Raw genomic sequence first — 13849 nt, 5'->3', positions numbered from 1 at the left:
GGTTCAATCCCTCAATGATGCCTGGAATCGCTCTTTTAATGCCTCTACACATTTGGCGACGGTAGCGGCAATCTCCTCTTCTTCGAGTGTACGGCTGGTATCCTGAAGGATCAGGCTGATAGCCAGGCTCTTAAAGCCCTCTGCTACGCCCTTGCCGCGGTACACGTCAAATAAGTTTACGCCAACTACCTGATTTACGCCAACTTTCTTACATTCGGCCAAAATATCTGCGGCAGGCACATTTTCGGCCACCACGACGGCGATATCACGACGGTTTGCCGGGAAGCGAGAAACCTCCTGAGCCTGAGGAATGACGCGGTCTGCGACCTTGTTCCACTCCAGTTCAAACGCCAGCGTGCGGCCATTGAGATCGAGCTTGCGCTCCAGTTCCGGATGCACAACACCAATGAAACCAACGCGTTCACCTTTCAGATAAATCGCGGCGCTCTGGCCCGGATGCAGGGCCGGAATGGCTTCTGCGCGGAACTCAATTTCAGACAATTTACCGGTCAGATCGAGGACTGATTCCAGATCGCCTTTCAGATCGTAGAAATCAACGCTGTTTTTGCTCAGATCCCAGTGCTCTTCATAGCGGTTGCCGCAGATTGCACCCGCCAGCATCAGATCCTGACGGATGCCGAGGTTTGCCTGGGTATCCGGAACAAAGCGCAGACCGGTTTCGAAGATGCGCACGCGGCTCTGCTGACGGTTCTGGTTGTAGACGATGGTGCCCAGCAGGCCGGTCAGCAGCGACAGCCGCATGGCGGACATTTCGCTGGAGATAGGGCTTGGCAGGATCAGCGCTTCCTGGCCTGGATGGATCAGCTGCTGCACCTTCGGGTCAACGAAGCTGTAGGTGATCACTTCCTGGTAGCCTTTGTCGTTCAGCATGGTTTTCACACGCTTCAGGGAGAGGTCGGCTTCGCGATGGGAACCCATCACCAGGCCTGCCTGTACCGGCTCATCAGGAATGTTGTTGTAGCCGTATACGCGGGCCACTTCTTCCACCAGATCTTCTTCGATCGAAATGTCGAAACGCCAGCTCGGCGCGACAGCGGTCCACTCATCCTGACCTTCGGTCACGTCGCAGCCCAGACGGCGCAGAATGTCGCTCACCTGCGCATCGGCAATGTGATGACCAATCAAGCGGTCCAGTTTGCTGCGGCGCAGGGTGATGGTCGCAGGCTTCGGCAGATGCGCCTCGCTGGTCACATCGATAACCGGACCGGCTTCGCCGCCGCAGATGTCGATCAGCAGGCGGGTAGCGCGCTCCATCGCTTTGTACTGCAGGGCTGGATCCACGCCGCGCTCATAGCGGTGAGAGGCATCGGTATGCAGGCCGTGACGGCGCGCGCGACCGGTAATGGACAGCGGGCTGAAGAAGGCGCACTCCAGCAGCACGTTCTGGGTTTCATCATTCACGCCAGAGTGGTCGCCACCGAAGATACCGCCCATGGCCAGCGCCTGGCCGTGATCGGCAATAACCAGGGTATCGGCACCAAGTTTGGCTTCGCTACCGTCGAGCAGAACCAGGGTTTCGCCCTCTTTCGCCATACGCACCACAATGCCGCCTTCGATACGATCTTTATCGAACGCGTGCATCGGCTGACCCAGCTCCAGCAGGACGTAGTTAGTCACGTCAACCACCGCATCGATAGAGCGGATGCCGCAGCGGCGCAGCTTCTCTTTCATCCACAGCGGAGTGGGCGCCTTAACGTTGATGCCTTTGACCACACGGCCGAGGTAGCGCGGACAGGCGTCTGGCGCATCAACCTGAATCGGCAGCGTGTCGTTGATGGTGGCGGCAACCGGGGCAATCTCTGGCGCGTTCAGTTCGGTCTGATTCAGGACCGCCACGTCGCGGGCCACGCCGATAATGCCTAAGCAGTCAGCACGGTTCGGGGTCACGCTGATTTCGATGGTGTTGTCATCGAGATTCAGGTATTCACGCAGATCGGTGCCAATTGGCGCATCCGCTGGTAGCTCAATGATGCCGGAGTGGTCGTCGGAAATACCCAGCTCAGAGAAAGAGCACAGCATGCCTTCAGACGGCTCGCCGCGCAGTTTCGCCGCTTTGATTTTGAAATCGCCTGGCAGCACCGCGCCCACGGTCGCCACGGCCACTTTCAGGCCCTGACGGCAGTTTGCAGCGCCGCAGACGATATCCAGCAGGCGTTCGCCGCCCACGTTCACTTTCGTCACACGCAGTTTGTCGGCGTTCGGGTGCTGGCCGCACTCCACGACTTCGCCGATAACAACGCCATTAAACGCGCCCGCAACCGGCTCAACGCCGTCCACTTCCAGGCCTGCCATGGTGATCTGGTTAGAGAGCGCCTCGCTGTCGAGCGCGGTGTTCACCCATTCGCGTAACCACAGTTCACTGAATTTCATTGTTCTGTCCTGCCCTTATTTAAACTGTTTGAGGAAACGCAGATCGTTTTCGAAGAAAGCGCGTAAGTCGGTTACGCCGTAACGCAGCATGGTCAGACGCTCCATGCCCATACCGAATGCAAAGCCGGAGTACACTTCCGGATCAATGCCAACGTTACGCAGGACGTTCGGGTGCACCATGCCGCAGCCCAACACTTCCAGCCACTTGCCGTTTTTACCCATCACGTCAACTTCGGCAGAAGGTTCTGTGAACGGGAAGTAGGACGGACGGAAACGAATCTGCAGATCTTCTTCAAAGAAGTTGCTCAGGAAGTCGTGCAGGGTACCTTTCAGGTTGGTAAAGCTGATGTTTTTATCAACGATCAGCCCTTCCATCTGATGGAACATTGGGGTGTGGGTCTGATCGTAGTCGTTACGATAGACGCGGCCCGGGGCAATAATGCGGATTGGCGGCTGCTTCTCTTTCATGGTACGGATCTGCACGCCAGAGGTCTGGGTACGCAGCAGACGGGTAGCATCGAACCAGAAAGTGTCGTGGTCAGCACGCGCCGGGTGGTGGCCTGGGATATTCAGGGCATCGAAGTTATGGTAATCGTCTTCGATTTCCGGGCCGGTCGCCACGGTAAAGCCGAGCTCACCGAAGAAACTTTCAATGCGGTCGATAGTGCGCGTAACCGGGTGCAGGCCACCGTTTTCAATGCGACGACCCGGCAGGGAGACGTCGATGGTTTCTGCAGCCAGACGCGCATTCAGCGCGGCGCTTTCCAGCGCGTTTTTACGCTCGTTCAGCACCTGCTGAACCTGCTCTTTGGCTTCGTTAATTACCGCACCTGCAGCCGGGCGCTCTTCTGGCGGCAATTCACGCAGGGTAGTCATTTGAAGGGTCAGGTGCCCTTTCTTGCCCAGATATTCGACGCGGACGTTGTCTAACGCGGCAACATCTGAGGCCTGGTTAATGGCGGCCGTTGCACTGGCAACCAGCTCTGCGAGATGTGACATGGTTTTCCTCGTTATGTAGCGATATTTACAAGCGGCAGATACGAAAAAAGCCTCCATCAGGAGGCTTTCTGGCGCTGTTTTCCGTTTCGTCTTTCACGCGCTAGCCTCCTGATGTCAGGTGCTAAAGTAAAAGAAGAAGCGGAAAATAGCAGCATTCATGCTTGCGTTACCTTGTGTGATACGGAACCTGTCGCCTTATTGAAAAGGGTCGCCAGAAAATTGTCAATGTTTTGATGCTGTTGAAACGAAAAGAGGGAGCAAAGCTCCCTCTTCCAACTGGCTTATGCCAGTGCTGCTTTCGCTTTTTCGACCAGAGCGGTGAACGCTACTTTGTCGAATACTGCGATGTCAGCCAGGATCTTACGGTCGATTTCAACAGAGGCTTTTTTCAGGCCGTTGATGAATTTGCTGTAAGAAATACCGTTCTGACGTGCTGCCGCATTGATACGTGCAATCCACAGCTGACGGAACTGACGTTTACGTTGACGACGGTCACGGTAAGCGTACTGACCAGCTTTGATAACAGCCTGGAAGGCAACGCGGTATACGCGAGAACGCGCACCGTAGTAGCCTTTAGCTTGTTTCAGAATTTTTTTGTGACGTGCACGAGCAATTACACCACGTTTTACGCGAGCCATGTGAGCTCTCCTGTATCTATATTCTTAGTAAAAAAATTAAACGTTAACGGCTTATGCGTACGGCAGGCACGCGATAACCAGACCCAGATCGCCTTTAGACACGAGGCCTTTTGGACGCAGGTGACGTTTACGTTTAGTAGATTTTTTGGTCAGAATATGACGCAGGTTTGCGTGCTTACGCTTAAATCCACCACCACCGGTTTTTTTGAAGCGCTTAGCAGCACCGCGTACGGTCTTAATTTTAGGCATCTTAATAACTTCCACTTCGCATTGTTAAATAAACGAAACGTAGGCGAACAAAACCTGCGAAGCCTGTAGGCTCCACAGGAATTGCTACTTGAAGGCCTTACTGTTTCTTCTTAGGAGCGAGCACCATGATCATCTGGCGGCCTTCGATCTTCGTAGGGAAGGATTCGACTACTGCCAGTTCACTCAGATCGTCACGGACGCGGTTAAGCACTTCCATACCGATCTGTTGGTGGGCCATCTCACGACCGCGGAAACGCAGTGTGATCTTGGCCTTATCGCCATCTTCCAGAAAGCGAATCAGGCTGCGGAGTTTTACCTGATAATCGCCATCGTCGGTACCAGGACGGAATTTAATTTCCTTAACCTGGATAACTTTTTGCTTCTTCTTCTGTTCCTTAGAAGACTTACTCTTTTCATAAAGGAACTTGCCGTAGTCCATGATACGACAAACTGGCGGTTCGGCGTTAGGGCTGATTTCAACTAAATCTACTCCAGCTTCTTCAGCCTTTTCGATTGCTTCTCTCAGACTCACAATCCCCAGCTGCTCGCCTTCCAGACCTGTTAAGCGAACTTCCTGGGCGCGAATCTCGCCATTGATACGATTCGGACGTGCCGTTTGAACTCGTTTTCCGCCTTTAATACCTTATTCCTCCAGTTGTTGAAGACTGCGGCTGCGAATCTCTTGTTGCAGCTTCTCAATCACTTCATTTACGTCCAGGCTGCCCAGGTCTTTACCACGGCGGGTGCGAACGGCAACTTTGCCTGCTTCCACCTCTTTATCACCACAGACCAGCATATATGGGACACGACGTAAAGTGTGCTCGCGGATTTTAAAGCCAATCTTCTCATTTCTCAAGTCCGCTTTTACGCGAATGCCCGCATTTTGTAGTTTCTGCGTCAATTCTTTAACGTATTCAGACTGAGAATCGGTAATGTTCATCACCACTACCTGCACCGGCGCAAGCCAGGTTGGGAAGAATCCAGCGAACTCTTCGGTCAGGATGCCGATGAAGCGCTCCAGTGAACCGAGAATCGCACGGTGAATCATTACCGGAACCTGACGCTCGTTGTCTTCGCCAACGTAAGAGGCGCTTAAACGCTTCGGCAGGGAGAAGTCCAGCTGTACCGTTCCGCACTGCCATGCACGATCGAGGCAGTCATACAGGGTAAATTCAATTTTCGGACCGTAGAATGCACCTTCGCCCAACTGGTATTCAAACGGGATACCGTTCTCTTCCAGGGCGACGGCCAGGTCCGCCTCAGCACGATCCCAGGTCTCGTCGCTGCCGATACGTTTTTCAGGACGAGTTGAGAGTTTGACCACGATCTTCTCGAAGCCAAAGGTGCTGTACATATCGTAGACCATACGAATACAGGCGTTAACTTCATCACGCACCTGATCTTCAGTACAGAAAATGTGCGCGTCATCCTGCGTAAAGCCACGAACACGCATCAGGCCATGCAGCGCGCCTGACGGCTCGTTACGGTGGCAGCTACCGAACTCCGCCATACGCAGCGGCAGGTCGCGGTAGGATTTCAGACCCTGGTTGAAGATCTGAACGTGACCCGGGCAGTTCATCGGCTTGATGCAGTATTCACGGTTCTCGGAAGAGGTGGTGAACATCGCATCTTTGTAGTTGTCCCAGTGGCCGGTTTTTTCCCACAGCACACGGTCCATCATGAACGGGCCTTTCACTTCCTGATACTGGTACGCTTTCAGCTTGGAACGCACGAAGGTTTCCAGTTCACGGAAGATTGTCCAGCCGTCGTTATGCCAGAACACCATACCCGGCGCTTCTTCCTGCATGTGATACAGGTCGAGCTGTTTACCGATTTTACGGTGGTCACGCTTCGCCGCTTCTTCCAGACGCTGCAGGTACGCGCTCAGGGCTTTTTTGTCGGCCCAGGCAGTACCGTAAATACGCTGCAGCATCTTGTTGTTGCTGTCGCCACGCCAGTAAGCGCCTGCGGTTTTCATCAGCTTGAAGTGATGGCAGAAGCGCATATTCGGCACGTGCGGTCCACGGCACATGTCGACGTATTCTTCATGGTGATACAAGCCAGGCTTGTCATCATGAGCAATGTTTTCATCAAGAATAGTGACCTTGTAGCTTTCGCCACGCTTCACGAAGGTTTCACGCGCTTCGTGCCAGCTCACTTTCTTCTTGATGACGTCATAGTTGCTCTCAGCCAGCTCGTGCATACGCTTTTCGAGGGCTTCGATATCTTCCTGGGTCAGCGTGTGGTCAAGGTCAACGTCGTAGTAGAAACCGTTGTCGATAACCGGGCCGATAGCCATTTTGGTGTTAGGCCACAGCTGTTTGATCGCATGACCGAGCAGGTGTGCGCAGGAGTGACGAATGATCTCCAGACCTTCTTCGTCTTTCGCGGTGATGATCGACAGCTTCGCATCGTTTTCAATTAAATCGGAAGCATCAACCAGCTCACCGTTTACGCGGCCAGCAATAGTGGCTTTCGCCAGACCCGGGCCGATATCCAGCGCAACATCCATTGGGCTGACGGCACGGTCAAAATGGCGTTGGCTGCCATCAGGAAGAGTAATAACAGGCATTTTATGTCCTTATTTGCAGTGATGCCCCACACATAAGAGCATATGCAAAGAAAATAATCTTTAATTTACAGTGAATTGCAAAACCATCTGACCAACAATCGTCAAATTGGCTCGCAACCATGCACAGGATCGAAATCAGATAAATGACAATTTACGATCAGCCTGTAGATGGTAACACTAACAAAAGGGTGAAAACACCCTCCACAGGCAGAATGCATGCGTTAATACTTTTGCATGACTTTGATGTGGAATTTCAGACAGTTTCTCGCAATACCGGGTTGCTGAGCTATTCTTGAACAGGTCCTTCAACACTTTATTGGGGCGAATTATGAACGTATCAAGCAGAACAGTCGTTATCCTTAACATTCTTTCTGCCACCGCACTACTCGTGATTCTGGCAGATAAGTTTCACTGGTTCTGAAGCGCGTTGTTGCAAGCACCTGAAGCTGTAGCATTCCGGCGATGCGCAATTATCATTGCTCTTTGGTAAACTGCTTTCACCAAAGAACAAGGATGACGTGATGCCGACGAAACGCTTTTCAAAAAAACACTGGAAGATGGTGATTGTCTTAATCGCCATATGTGCCGCTATGCTGTTATTACGCTGGGCGGCGATGCTTTGGGGTTAATCTCATCTTCCCTGCCCCTGCAGATCAGGATATTTATCGACTGGTTTGCACAACCAGCACAAATATAAACTTACGTTTTATTTATCTTTACACAAATTACAGAAATAAAAAAACCGGTACATCTGGATCCGGTTTTTTTTTAGCGGCAATAAGTGGCCGAAAATGCATTTATCACATCTGACAAATCAATCAGGACCATTCACCGGCAACCAGTTTATGCACGTCGAACGCGTCATCCATGGATTGCCCGGTCGATTGTGAGCCCGGGGCGATGTTCGAACCGGCTTCTACATCAGAGGCTTTGGTAATGCCAATTTGTGTAGAGGTGTCACTGGCAGAGTTATATACAGAGTCAGCGGCAAAGACGCCGAATGACAATGCAGAAAGTACTAATGCTGCAGATGCAGTTGTGATTTTATTCATAATATTTTTCTCTTACTGAATTAATACAGACCAACTTAGGCAATATCTAGCCTGTATTCACAGTTTAGATCTGGATCACACTTTTGCATAGTCAAAATATTTATCAATTCGTGTCAAATAAACTGAATGGTTAACAAAACGAGGGATTATGGAGAGAATATGGAGATATCGGCTACCGCTATATTTTAAAACAGTGTTTATTATTTATCAGCACAAAAATTAAAAACGGGCCAATATATTATTGGCCCGCGGTAATTACATTTTGTAGCCCAGAGAGACGACGGTTCTGCGATCGGTGTGTTCCGGTGCAGACGCTGGCGGCTCGGAGTTCCAGGTCACGTTATATGCAACTTTCAGCCCGAAATGCGCGTTGATCGCCACGTTGAGGGCGGTCTCGGAGTTGACGGTGGTATCGTCAGCGCCAAAGACGGAGACGCCCTGGCTGAACTTCGCGTTATCGGTCATCTGCCAGGCGTAGGTTCCGGATGCGTAACCCAGCGGCTGGGTTTCCGTATCACCGTCGGTGTATTCGTCATAGCGAACACCCGGACCAAATTCAAAGCGGAAGCTGTGTACCGGACCATTCATGAACTGGCGACCGTAACCGGCGGTTGCCACATCACGCTCGCGGTAGCCGTTGTAGCGATCGGTTAACCAGCTCGCCTGACCAAACAGATAGTCATAGTCAGTCATGTTGTAACGGCTACGTCCGCCCACCGCATATTTCTCGGAAGAGCGCTCATCGTTAGAGGAGGTGTTGCTGGCGTTACCCCACAGCGACCAGGCTGTGGTGTTGCCGTACCATGTCAGGGTGGTGTCGGCAGTCAGGGAAGAGCTTTTCGTATTGCCCGATTGCGCCAGATAACCTGCGTTAAGGGTGCCTTCGAAGGGTTTCTGTGCAGTGGAGGGATCGTCCATGACAGTAAAAACGGAATCATCGGCTGCCGCATTCAGTGACGCAAGCAGGCCTCCCGCCAACATCATCGCGGCGGGTACTGTCTTTAAGAGCTTCATTTATAAAGAGTCCGTACAACAAAAAAAGAGACCATTACGGTCCCGGAAACTTTCTTGCGGATCAATGCCATGGGATCCTTAGAAAGGTTACAAATTATAAAAAGGCTCAAATAACATAGCAATGATTTCTTGTTTCATTTTTGGAATAAGAACGATCTTAAACCAGCCCGATATTTATAAATAAAAGTCAGGGTACGTAAAGGTATTTATATTGAAAATCATATTGTTAATACTTTCGCTTCTGTGGGTTCGGTGCCAGGCTTAATGCGAACCTCACTGACAGGAGATAAGCATGGATCGTATCTTTACGTTGACGCTCTCCCCTTCTCTGGACAGCGCAACCCTGACGGCACAACTCTATCCTGAGGGTAAACTCCGCTGCAGCGTGCCGGTTTTTGAGCCCGGCGGCGGCGGCATTAACGTCGCCCGCGCTATTACCCACCTTGGCGGCAAAGCCACCGCCATCTTTCCCGCAGGCGGCGCGACGGGGGAACATCTGGTCTCGCTTCTTGCTGACGAGCAGGTCGCCGTCGATACGGTCGAGGCCCAGGACTGGACCCGGCAAAACCTGCACGTCCACGTTGAATCCACCCACGAGCAGTACCGCTTTGTCATGCCAGGCGCGACGCTGAGTGATGATGAGTTCCGCCAGCTCGAAGAGAAAGTGCTGGCTATCGAGAGCGGCGCTTTGCTGGTTATCAGCGGCAGTCTGCCGCCCGGGGTGAAAACCGAAAAACTGACGCAGCTGATCCGCGCCGCCCAGCAAAACGGCATTCGTTGCATTGTCGACAGCTCCGGCGAGGCGCTCAGCGCCGCGCTGACGCTCGGCAACATCGAGCTGGTCAAACCCAACCAGAAAGAGCTGAGTGCGCTGGTCAATCGCGATCTTAGCCAGCCTGATGACGTGCGTAAGGCCGCCGAGGAGCTGGTGAAAAGCGGTAAAGCGCGGCGGGTGGTGGTCTCCCTGGGTCCTCAGGGCGCGCTGGCCGTTGATGAGACCGGCTCGGTGCAGGTTGTGCCCCCGCCAATGAAAAGCCAGAGCACCGTCGGCGCGGGCGACAGCATGGTGGGCGCAATGACCCTGAAGCTGGCGCAGGGGGCCTCATTACGGGAGATGACCCAGTACGGCGTGGCGGCAGGCAGCGCGGCGACCATCAATCATGGCACCCGCCTGTGCTCGCTGGAGGACACGCAGAAGATATTCACCTATCTGGCCAGTGTGTAATGACTGCCCTCCCGGTTACCCGGTGAGGGCGACAAATGGTATGAATCAACTATGCTAAAAAAACTTTCGGGATAACAACGAGGTGAATTATGAGCAGCGGAGACATCGCGCGCTATGTGGTAACCATCAAAGTTCATGAAGACACGCTGACAGAACTCAATGAAATCAACAACAACCTTACTCGCGGCGGTTTTTTAATGACCATGACCGACGATGAGGGCAATCTGCACGAGCTGGGCAGCCATACCTATGGCCTGGTCAGTCCGCTGAGTGAAGATGAGGTAAAAGCGCTGGCATCAGGGCTCGTGGAGAGCGCAACCGGAAAAGAGCCGCAGGTTGAGGTGACGCGCTGGGAAACCTGGCAAAAAGAGCAACAATAAGTGCCCCCGGGCCAGCCAAACGGCCCAACTGTGCGTTAGCTCGTATTTTTTAACCATAGTTTCACGCTAACTTTATGATCTGGCAGACAACATGGGAGAGCGATCATGTGGCAGGCTATCAGTCATCTTTTAAGTGAACAACTGGGCGAAGGTGAAATTGAACTGCGTAACGAGCTGCCAGGGGGTGAGATCCACGCCGCGTGGCATCTGCGCTATGCGGGTCGTGAACTTTTCGTAAAGTGTGACGAACGCGAGCTGTTACCTATCTTCACGGCAGAAGCTGACCAGTTGGAACTGCTCTCCCGCAGCAAAACCGTACATGTTCCCCAGGTCCGGGCCGTCGGCAGCGATCGCGACTACAGCTTTCTGGTGATGGACTATCTCCCGCCCCGCCCGCTGGATGCCCATAACGCCTTTATTCTGGGGCAGCAGATCGCCCGCCTGCACCAGTGGAGCGATCAGCCGCAGTTTGGCCTCGATTTTGACAACGATCTCTCCACCACCCCGCAGCCCAACGCCTGGCAACGACGCTGGTCGACCTTCTTTGCCGAGCAGCGTATTGGTTGGCAGCTGGAGCTGGCGGCGGAAAAAGGGCTGGAGTTCGGCAATATCGACGCCATTGTCGATCATATTCAGCAGCGTCTGGCCTCGCACCAGCCGCAGCCTTCCCTGCTGCACGGCGATTTATGGTCAGACAACTGCGCGCTGGGTCCTCAGGGTCCCTATATCTTCGACCCGGCCTGCTACTGGGGAGACAGAGAGTGCGACCTCGCCATGCTGCCGCTCCATCCTGAGCAGCCGCCGCAGATTTACGACGGCTATCAGTCGATATCCCCGCTCCCGGCTGATTTCCTGGAAAGACAGCCGGTTTATCAGCTCTATACACTGATGAACCGAGCCATTCTGTTTGGCGGCGAGCATCTGGTGAAGGCGCAGAGAGCGCTGGAGAGAGTGCTGGCGGCATAGCGCGCAGGCTGCCGGGCGTCCTGACCCGGCAGCAAACGCTTACAGCAGGCCGAGCAGGGTAAACAGGAAATACCCGGCGACAATCATCAGCACCGGCAGCACGTAAAGCGTAAAGATTTGCAGGAAAATGGTGTTATTCGGCACCACAATGCGTGATTCGATCTGCTCGCGGGTTAACCCCTCTTCCCCTCTCGCGTTCTCCAGAATCAATTGAGCTTCTAACCCTTCGCGGATCATGCGGGTCTGACGGCGCATCTTCGCGCCAGAGGCCTGCAGCGCCAGGGCAATGAAGACCAGAGCAAAAATAATCCAGAAGGCGATGTTCATCCCCTGACGGAAGTCGGGCGTCGGCGAGTTGTACCAGAAGAAATTCAGGAACGGCGTATTGAATCGCATCATCTCAATCATGACATGGGCAAAATCAAGCATCACGGCGTTGATGCCCGCCTGTTTCTCGCTGTGGTCATAGATAAATTTCAGGACGGAAATAATGGTCGAGATCACTGACGGAATAAAAATCACCCATCCAGCGACCTGTTTCAGTATCGCGATACGTCCAGCTTGTTGATATGTCATTGATTCCTCATTTTCAAATTACATCCTTTGAGGCTAAGTCTACCTGCTGGTTGTCATTTTCGCCCGCTCTTTACGGGTGATATGCTAAATTGCCAGGGTGAGGTAGCGCTTACCCCCTGCTAAAACCAACGAAAGGAGAGGTTGCATGTCGACGCCGCGTCAAATTGTTGCTGCCATTTTTGATATGGATGGATTACTGATTGATTCCGAGCCGCTGTGGGATCGGGCTGAACTGGATGTGATGGCCAGCCTGGGCGTGGATATCACCCGCCGCCACGAGTTGCCGGATACGCTCGGCCTGCGCATCGATATGGTGGTTGAGCTCTGGTACGCCCACCAGCCGTGGGTCGGCCCGGGGCGTGATGAGGTGACCGATCGCATCATCAACCGCGCCATTACCCTGGTGGAGGAGAACCGCCCGCTGCTCAAAGGCGCGCGTGAAGCCGTGGCGCTGTGCAAAGAACAGGGACTGAAGGTCGGACTGGCTTCCGCTTCGCCGCTACATATGCTGGAAAAAGTGCTGATCATGTTCGATCTGCGCGACAGTTTCGACGCCATGGCCTCGGCTGAAAAGCTGCCCTACAGCAAGCCGCACCCGCAGGTGTACATGGACTGCGCCGCGAAGCTGGGCGTTGATCCGACAGCCTGCGTGGCGCTGGAAGACTCGGTGAATGGCATGATCGCCAGCAAGGCGGCGCGGATGCGTTCTATCGTCGTCCCTGCTGAAGAGAACCAGCACGACGCCCGTTACGCGCTGGCGGATGTAAAACTGACCTCCCTGCAGGAACTCACCGTGGCGCATCTGCGCGGGTGAGTGTCAATGGCGGGCAGCGCACCGTTGCCCGCAAATACGATCGCATTTCAAATTTTTAAAACGCCATTTCATTTTAGTTTGATCTTATTTCTAACTGCTTCTATGCTTATCTCAGAACAATAATACCCCCCCTACACTCTGAGGTCCGTATGATACTGGATGCCTTTAATCTTTCAGGAAAAGTTGCCATCGTTACCGGCTGTGATACCGGCCTCGGCCAGGGCATGGCGCTGGGTCTGGCGCAGGCTGGCTGCGACATCGTCAGCGTCAACCGTCGCATCCCAGAAGAGACCGCCGCAGGCGTTAAGGCGCTGGGACGTCGGTTTCTGGCTATTCAGGCCGACCTCAGCAAGCAGGATGCCATCGACAGTATTGTCGAACAGACGGTTGCCGGAATGGGTCGTGTGGATATTCTGGTGAACAACGCCGGGACCATTCGTCGGGAAGACGCGCTGACCTTCAGCGAAAAGGACTGGGATGACGTGATGAACCTCAACCTGAAATCGGTCTTTTTCCTCTCGCAGGCCGTGGCCCGCCAGTTCATTGCCCAGGGTCAGGGCGGCAAAATCATTAATATCGCTTCCATGCTGTCGTTCCAGGGCGGGATCCGCGTTCCCTCTTATACCGCCTCCAAAAGCGGCGTGCTGGGGATCACCCGCCTGCTCGCCAACGAGTGGGCGCACCACGGCATCAACGTCAACGCCATCGCGCCGGGCTATATGGCGACCAATAACACCCAGCAGCTGCGCGACGACGAACAGCGCAGCAAAGAGATCCTCGACCGTATCCCCGCGGGGCGCTGGGGTAAGCCGGACGATCTGCAGGGCCCGGCGGTCTTTCTCGCTTCATCCGCGTCGGACTATGTGAACGGCTACACCCTGGCCGTCGATGGTGGCTGGCTGGCGCGTTAACAGCTTTGTGACAAAGAGTTACACCGTCACTACTTCCGTATACTGTATAAAATCCCTATACT

The 13849-nt window shown here is 53.7% G+C and carries 17 protein-coding genes and 1 other annotated feature; of the genes, 7 read left to right on the top strand and 10 right to left on the bottom strand.

Features of this window, described 5'->3' with window-relative positions; all coding sequences use genetic code 11:
• Positions 1 to 3 precede the first annotated feature (3 nt).
• From pheT to thrS, 7 genes are all read right to left on the bottom strand, one after another.
• A complete protein-coding gene (gene pheT / locus FHN83_RS21175; protein ID WP_139564834.1) occupies positions 4 to 2391 on the bottom strand; it encodes a phenylalanine--tRNA ligase subunit beta in 2388 nt (795 codons plus the stop codon).
• Positions 2392 to 2406: 15 nt separating this feature from the next.
• Positions 2407 to 3390, bottom strand: a complete 984-nt coding sequence (gene pheS / locus FHN83_RS21170) for a phenylalanine--tRNA ligase subunit alpha (protein WP_039029074.1) — start codon at positions 3388 to 3390, stop codon at positions 2407 to 2409.
• 40 nt (positions 3391 to 3430) lie between these two features.
• Positions 3431 to 3554: a sequence feature (Phe leader region), on the bottom strand.
• A complete protein-coding gene (pheM, locus tag FHN83_RS21165) occupies positions 3505 to 3549 on the bottom strand; it encodes a pheST operon leader peptide PheM (RefSeq protein WP_001386830.1) in 45 nt (14 codons plus the stop codon). Its footprint overlaps the feature before it by 45 nt.
• A gap of 117 nt (positions 3555 to 3671) precedes the next feature.
• Positions 3672 to 4028 (bottom strand): 50S ribosomal protein L20, encoded by a 357-nt coding sequence (gene rplT / locus FHN83_RS21160; RefSeq protein ID WP_000124850.1) that lies wholly within the window; start codon positions 4026 to 4028, stop codon positions 3672 to 3674.
• Positions 4029 to 4079: 51 nt separating this feature from the next.
• Positions 4080 to 4277 carry a 50S ribosomal protein L35 gene (gene rpmI / locus FHN83_RS21155; protein ID WP_003030583.1) on the bottom strand — a complete coding sequence of 66 codons (198 nt, stop codon included), beginning with the start codon at positions 4275 to 4277 and terminating at the stop codon, positions 4080 to 4082.
• Positions 4278 to 4374: 97 nt separating this feature from the next.
• A complete protein-coding gene (gene infC / locus FHN83_RS21150) occupies positions 4375 to 4917 on the bottom strand; it encodes a translation initiation factor IF-3 (protein WP_023616141.1) in 543 nt (180 codons plus the stop codon).
• Between the two features lie 3 nt (positions 4918 to 4920).
• On the bottom strand, positions 4921 to 6849 hold the full coding sequence (thrS, locus tag FHN83_RS21145; protein WP_139564833.1) for a threonine--tRNA ligase: 1929 nt from the start codon (positions 6847 to 6849) through the stop codon (positions 4921 to 4923).
• A 328-nt stretch (positions 6850 to 7177) separates the two neighbouring features.
• Between thrS and yncL the strand changes: the two genes are divergently transcribed.
• Both yncL and yniD read left to right on the top strand, forming a co-directional pair.
• Positions 7178 to 7270, top strand: a complete 93-nt coding sequence (gene yncL, locus FHN83_RS21140; protein ID WP_072036629.1) for a stress response membrane protein YncL — start codon at positions 7178 to 7180, stop codon at positions 7268 to 7270.
• 100 nt (positions 7271 to 7370) lie between these two features.
• On the top strand, positions 7371 to 7478 hold the full coding sequence (gene yniD / locus FHN83_RS21135; protein ID WP_138368780.1) for a small membrane protein YniD: 108 nt from the start codon (positions 7371 to 7373) through the stop codon (positions 7476 to 7478).
• Positions 7479 to 7667: 189 nt separating this feature from the next.
• On the opposite strand, the gene FHN83_RS21130 is transcribed toward yniD, so the two are convergent.
• The gene (locus tag FHN83_RS21130; protein ID WP_072036628.1) at positions 7668 to 7901 is read right to left on the bottom strand and encodes a hypothetical protein; all 234 of its coding nucleotides are present in this window, start codon (positions 7899 to 7901) and stop codon (positions 7668 to 7670) included.
• A 255-nt stretch (positions 7902 to 8156) separates the two neighbouring features.
• Complete coding sequence (locus FHN83_RS21125; protein WP_139564832.1) at positions 8157 to 8915, bottom strand: DUF481 domain-containing protein; 759 nt, start codon at positions 8913 to 8915, stop codon at positions 8157 to 8159.
• A 292-nt stretch (positions 8916 to 9207) separates the two neighbouring features.
• Between FHN83_RS21125 and pfkB the strand changes: the two genes are divergently transcribed.
• The 3 genes from pfkB to FHN83_RS21110 all read left to right on the top strand — a co-directional run bounded on the left by pfkB (position 9208) and on the right by FHN83_RS21110 (position 11486).
• Positions 9208 to 10140: a 6-phosphofructokinase II gene (gene pfkB, locus FHN83_RS21120; protein WP_039029071.1), complete on the top strand. Its 933-nt coding sequence runs from the start codon at positions 9208 to 9210 to the stop codon at positions 10138 to 10140.
• A gap of 89 nt (positions 10141 to 10229) precedes the next feature.
• Positions 10230 to 10520: a type V toxin-antitoxin system endoribonuclease antitoxin GhoS gene (gene ghoS, locus FHN83_RS21115; RefSeq protein WP_139564831.1), complete on the top strand. Its 291-nt coding sequence runs from the start codon at positions 10230 to 10232 to the stop codon at positions 10518 to 10520.
• Between the two features lie 105 nt (positions 10521 to 10625).
• Positions 10626 to 11486: a fructosamine kinase family protein gene (locus FHN83_RS21110; protein WP_139564830.1), complete on the top strand. Its 861-nt coding sequence runs from the start codon at positions 10626 to 10628 to the stop codon at positions 11484 to 11486.
• A gap of 39 nt (positions 11487 to 11525) precedes the next feature.
• Here the strand turns inward: FHN83_RS21110 and FHN83_RS21105 are convergent, their stop codons facing one another.
• Complete coding sequence (locus tag FHN83_RS21105; RefSeq protein ID WP_039029068.1) at positions 11526 to 12062, bottom strand: YniB family protein; 537 nt, start codon at positions 12060 to 12062, stop codon at positions 11526 to 11528.
• A 145-nt stretch (positions 12063 to 12207) separates the two neighbouring features.
• Here FHN83_RS21105 and hxpB point away from each other — a divergent pair, with 145 nt between their 5' ends.
• Both hxpB and kduD read left to right on the top strand, forming a co-directional pair.
• The gene (hxpB, locus tag FHN83_RS21100) at positions 12208 to 12876 is read left to right on the top strand and encodes a hexitol phosphatase HxpB (protein ID WP_039029067.1); all 669 of its coding nucleotides are present in this window, start codon (positions 12208 to 12210) and stop codon (positions 12874 to 12876) included.
• Positions 12877 to 13025: 149 nt separating this feature from the next.
• On the top strand, positions 13026 to 13787 hold the full coding sequence (gene kduD, locus FHN83_RS21095) for a 2-dehydro-3-deoxy-D-gluconate 5-dehydrogenase KduD (RefSeq protein WP_139564829.1): 762 nt from the start codon (positions 13026 to 13028) through the stop codon (positions 13785 to 13787).
• Positions 13788 to 13849: the final 62 nt, after the last annotated feature.

It is taken from the genome of Leclercia adecarboxylata, from assembly GCF_006171285.1.
In the GTDB taxonomy this organism is placed as follows: Bacteria; Pseudomonadota; Gammaproteobacteria; order Enterobacterales; family Enterobacteriaceae; genus Enterobacter; species Enterobacter barmai.
The sequence above is the reverse complement of the archived record's forward strand: the minus strand, read 5'-3'. Positions and strand labels throughout refer to the sequence as shown.

Coding starts and splice junctions, on each gene's coding strand:
- pheT (WP_139564834.1), bottom strand. CDS start 2,391: ATGAAATTCAGTGAACTGTGGTTACGCGAATGGGTGAACACCGCGCTC.
- pheS (WP_039029074.1), bottom strand. CDS start 3,390: ATGTCACATCTCGCAGAGCTGGTTGCCAGTGCAACGGCCGCCATTAAC.
- rplT (WP_000124850.1), bottom strand. CDS start 4,028: ATGGCTCGCGTAAAACGTGGTGTAATTGCTCGTGCACGTCACAAAAAA.
- rpmI (WP_003030583.1), bottom strand. CDS start 4,277: ATGCCTAAAATTAAGACCGTACGCGGTGCTGCTAAGCGCTTCAAAAAA.
- thrS (WP_139564833.1), bottom strand. CDS start 6,849: ATGCCTGTTATTACTCTTCCTGATGGCAGCCAACGCCATTTTGACCGT.
- yncL (WP_072036629.1), top strand. CDS start 7,178: ATGAACGTATCAAGCAGAACAGTCGTTATCCTTAACATTCTTTCTGCC.
- yniD (WP_138368780.1), top strand. CDS start 7,371: ATGCCGACGAAACGCTTTTCAAAAAAACACTGGAAGATGGTGATTGTC.
- FHN83_RS21130 (WP_072036628.1), bottom strand. CDS start 7,901: ATGAATAAAATCACAACTGCATCTGCAGCATTAGTACTTTCTGCATTG.
- FHN83_RS21125 (WP_139564832.1), bottom strand. CDS start 8,915: ATGAAGCTCTTAAAGACAGTACCCGCCGCGATGATGTTGGCGGGAGGC.
- pfkB (WP_039029071.1), top strand. CDS start 9,208: ATGGATCGTATCTTTACGTTGACGCTCTCCCCTTCTCTGGACAGCGCA.
- ghoS (WP_139564831.1), top strand. CDS start 10,230: ATGAGCAGCGGAGACATCGCGCGCTATGTGGTAACCATCAAAGTTCAT.
- FHN83_RS21110 (WP_139564830.1), top strand. CDS start 10,626: ATGTGGCAGGCTATCAGTCATCTTTTAAGTGAACAACTGGGCGAAGGT.
- FHN83_RS21105 (WP_039029068.1), bottom strand. CDS start 12,062: ATGACATATCAACAAGCTGGACGTATCGCGATACTGAAACAGGTCGCT.
- hxpB (WP_039029067.1), top strand. CDS start 12,208: ATGTCGACGCCGCGTCAAATTGTTGCTGCCATTTTTGATATGGATGGA.
- kduD (WP_139564829.1), top strand. CDS start 13,026: ATGATACTGGATGCCTTTAATCTTTCAGGAAAAGTTGCCATCGTTACC.